This window comes from Allobosea sp. FBZP-16 (assembly GCF_002831785.1).
Taxonomy (GTDB): domain Bacteria; phylum Pseudomonadota; class Alphaproteobacteria; order Rhizobiales; family Beijerinckiaceae; genus Allobosea; species Allobosea lupini.
In genome coordinates, this window is sequence record NZ_LNCQ01000058.1 from 1 (window position 1) to 1,873 (window position 1,873).

The following is a 1,873-nucleotide window of genomic DNA, read 5'->3' on the forward strand; positions in this document are numbered from 1 at the left end:
TCACCGGCACGAAGGAGTATGTCCGCTTCTACCAGCGCCGGCGCCCGCAGGACCGCTTTGAGACGGTTACCATCGACCTCGCGGCTGCGTGAGGGTGCGATGGCCGCTCCCCGCTTCACCAATGAGCAACTCGCCGCCGCCGCCGAGCGCGAGGTTAGGCTGCGCGAGCGAGTCTATGCCCGGCAAGTGCAGATCAAGCGCATGAGCCAGGCCAAGGCCGATGAGGAGATCGCCTTGATGAAGGCGATCGCCACCAATCTGCGAGAGCAGGCGCAGCGCGATGGCCTGTTCGGAGGCTCAGTCCAGTGAGCATTCTCCTCTCCCGCGCCCGCGACGGGCACTGCCGCTGGATCGTCTGCGAGGGCGTCAAGCCCCGTCGAGGTGAGCCGGTCGACATCTTCGGCGGCCGCCGCGTCTGCGGTGAGCCCGCGATTTGGCCGACGTCCTACTGCGCCGAGCACGTCCTGCGCGTCTACGCCGCCGCTCCGGTGGTCAAGGATCCCATCGACTTCACCAGCCGCAGCGCCCCGCCGGCGCTCGACCGCCAACCCGAGCTGACGGAGATCTTCGGATGAGCGCCTTTGATGACTTGGACGAAGGCGGCTTCACCGCGCTCGCTCCAACCGCGCCGAAATTCAAGGCGGACGTAAAGCTCTCGTTCGTCACCTTCAAGCCGACGACGCCGGCCAAGCTCCAGATCTCATTCAAGGCCGAGGTCTTGGCCGAGATCGGCGGACCGCGCTTCGAGATCGGTTGGAACGCGGTCAAGCGCCTGCTCCTGGTCAAGGCGAAGGACCAGGGGCCTTTCGAAGCGGCAAGCGCGCCACGCGGCAAGACGCTGCTGCTGCGCATGCCGCCGCCGGCCGGCATCGTCGCCAACGAGGAGGCAGTCGAGCCGGAATACTATGTCGATGCTATCGGCAAGCGCCTGCTGATCGAGGTGCCAGTTGAGTTTGGCCGACGCCTAGCGCTGCCTGCGCCGGCCCAGCCGAAACCCGATGCCCCCAAGGGAAAGCCGACGCAGATCCCGGCTGCGGAGGTCGAGGCGGGCAATCGCGAGATTTTGCGGGCGCTCGGCGTCACCGAGAATTTCCCCCGCGAGATTGGCGGAGTGAAGTTCCAGCCGGCAGAGGCTCGCAGCCTGGAAGCGCTCTATCGCGGCAAGGAGCTTACGATGGAGGCGTTGCTTGCTGCGACGCATGATCCAGAGAACGGCGATGATGACCGCGAGGTCAAAATTGTCGACGTCTGGCTCTGCAAGATGCGGCCGAAGCTCGCCGAACTTGATCTTGTCGTGAAGACCATCTGGGGCGGAAAGCGCGCGCTCGACGCCACGTCCAAGGGTATTCTGCGCGCTCTGCTGCGCGAAGCGGGAGCCCGGGTATGACCCCGCGCGAGCGTCTCCGCAGCAAGATCGCCGCCTTGCAGGCGAAGACCGAAGCCAGCGGCTGCACCGAAGCCGAGGCGATGGCCGCGGCCGCGCTGGCAGCACGCCTGATGGCCGAGCACGACTTCGACCAGGCTGAGATCGAGATGACCGAGGCGACCGCGCCCGACAACTCGACCCGGACGACGAACCGCACCACCTGGCGCGACAAGCTCTCGGCCGCCATCGCCTACTACACCAACTGCGCCATGCTGATCCGCTGCGATCGCGGCGACATCCTGTTCGTCGGCCGCGAGCCCGGGCCCGATATTGCGGCCTATCTCCGCGATGTCTGCTTCCGCGCGGTCGATCGCGACCTGCGCGAGTTCAAGGAGACGCCGTTCTACACCCGCCGCCGCAAGCTCTCGACCCGCCGGGCCGCCGCCGCTGATTTTGTCGACGGGATGGTCCTGCGCCTGATCGTCCGTCTCGCCGACCTGTTCAGGC

Annotated in this window: 4 protein-coding genes; all 4 read left to right on the forward strand. The window is 66.6% G+C overall.

Annotated features, from left to right (window positions below):
* The first annotated feature begins 99 nt into the window (after window positions 1-99).
* Window positions 100-309, forward strand: coding sequence for a hypothetical protein (locus CXY91_RS28390; protein ID WP_100965329.1), 210 nt, complete (start codon window positions 100-102; stop codon window positions 307-309).
* Complete coding sequence (locus tag CXY91_RS28395; RefSeq protein ID WP_100965330.1) at window positions 306-575, forward strand: hypothetical protein; 270 nt, start codon at window positions 306-308, stop codon at window positions 573-575. The genes CXY91_RS28390 and CXY91_RS28395 overlap by 4 nt, the downstream gene beginning before the upstream one ends.
* Window positions 572-1,387, forward strand: a complete 816-nt coding sequence (locus CXY91_RS28400) for a hypothetical protein (protein WP_100965331.1) — start codon at window positions 572-574, stop codon at window positions 1,385-1,387. The genes CXY91_RS28395 and CXY91_RS28400 overlap by 4 nt, the downstream gene beginning before the upstream one ends.
* Window positions 1,384-1,873 (forward strand): DUF7168 domain-containing protein (locus tag CXY91_RS28405; RefSeq protein WP_199777592.1); only part of this gene is annotated, 490 nt, incomplete at its 3' end. The genes CXY91_RS28400 and CXY91_RS28405, both read left to right, overlap by 4 nt.

Bases quoted from the DNA above. Each gene is read 5' to 3' on its own strand.
- CXY91_RS28400 (WP_100965331.1), top strand. From the start codon at position 572: ATGAGCGCCTTTGATGACTTGGACGAAGGCGGCTTCACCGCGCTCGCT.
- CXY91_RS28390 (WP_100965329.1), top strand. From the start codon at position 100: ATGGCCGCTCCCCGCTTCACCAATGAGCAACTCGCCGCCGCCGCCGAG.